This window comes from Flavobacterium bomense (genome assembly GCF_003970355.1).
Window position 1 is genome coordinate 1 of record NZ_RYDJ01000099.1, and the last position, 1,440, is coordinate 1,440.

The following is a 1,440-nucleotide window of genomic DNA, read 5'->3' on the forward strand; positions in this document are numbered from 1 at the left end:
AACTGTTGCAAATGAATTCATCTATTTCGTGAAATTCATCTTTTCTACCCGTAACTCTTTGAATCTCGTCACCAAACATCCAAACCGTAGTTTTTCCAGAACAAGTTGGACAATCTCTGTGCGCATCATAAGGTTTGTTGAACCAAACTCTCGATTTGAATCTAAAAGTTTTGTCGGTCAAGGCGCCAACAGGACACACATCAATCATATTGCCTGAGAACTCATTATCGATAGCATGCGAAATACAAGTCGAAATATTCGAATGATCACCTCTATCCATTACTCCGTGTACTCGGTCGTCTGTTATTTGATCGGCAACCATTACACAACGATAGCATAGAATACAACGATTCATATGCAATTGAATATTTGGACCGATATCTTCTGGTTCGAAAGTTCTTTTTTCTTCAATAAAACGACTTTCAGATTTTCCGTGTTCGAAACTTAAATTTTGCAAATCGCATTCTCCCGCTTGATCACAAACTGGACAATCCAAAGGGTGGTTGATTAACAAAAATTCCGTCACTGCTTTTTGAGCTTCTTGAACTCTAGGCGACGATTTAGTTTTTACTTCCATTCCGTCCATACAACCCGTTACGCAGGAAGCCATTAATTTTGGCATTGGTCTTGGATCGGCTTCACTTCCTTTGGAAACTTCCGATAAACAACAACGGCATTTTCCACCGCTTCCTTTTAGTTTAGAATGGTAGCACATCGCTGGTGGAACTACTTCTCCTCCAATCATTCTGGCTGCTTGCAGGATCGTTGTTCCTGGTTCTACCTCAATCTCATGACCGTCTATGGTTACTTTCATTTTCTATTTGTTTAAAAGTTTAAAAGTTTAAAAGGGTAAGTGTTTTTTTTTCACTTCTAACTTCTAACTTTCAACTTCTGACTTTTAAATTATACTGTTAATTTAGAAACTAAATGCTTCACACTTTCAAAAGGTTCAGCAACAAAATGGTCTCTGTTTTTTATTTTTTCCGGAAAACGAATATGATATTCAAATTCATCTCTAAAGTGACGAATTGCTGCTGCCACTGGCCAAGCTGCTGCATCACCCAAAGGACAAATTGTATTCCCTTCTATTTTGCTTTGGATGCTCAAAAGCAAATCGATATCTTCTTCACAGCCGTGACCGTTTTCTAGTCTGTGCAATACTTTTTCCATCCCACCGGTTCCTTCACGACAAGGCGAACATTGTCCGCAAGATTCGTGGTGGTAAAAACGAGAGAAATTCCAAGTATTTCGTACGATACAAGAAGTATCATTGTACACAATAAATCCTCCTGAACCCAACATCGAACCCGTTGCAAAACCACCATCGCTCAAACTCTCGTAAGTCATCAAACGGTCTTCGTTGTTAGCGGTTTTATAAATTAAATGGGCTGGTAAAACAGGAACAGAAGAACCTCCGGGAACAAAAGCTTTCAAAGGTCT

General features: G+C 39.1%; 2 protein-coding genes. Both read right to left on the minus strand.

Annotated features, from left to right (window positions below):
- On the minus strand, positions 1-814 hold an 814-nt coding region (locus EKL98_RS15840; RefSeq protein WP_126563134.1), incomplete at its 3' end, for a 2Fe-2S iron-sulfur cluster-binding protein.
- 89 nt (positions 815-903) lie between these two features.
- The coding region (locus tag EKL98_RS15845) for an NADH-ubiquinone oxidoreductase-F iron-sulfur binding region domain-containing protein (RefSeq protein WP_317125399.1) at positions 904-1,440 on the minus strand (537 nt) is incomplete at its 5' end.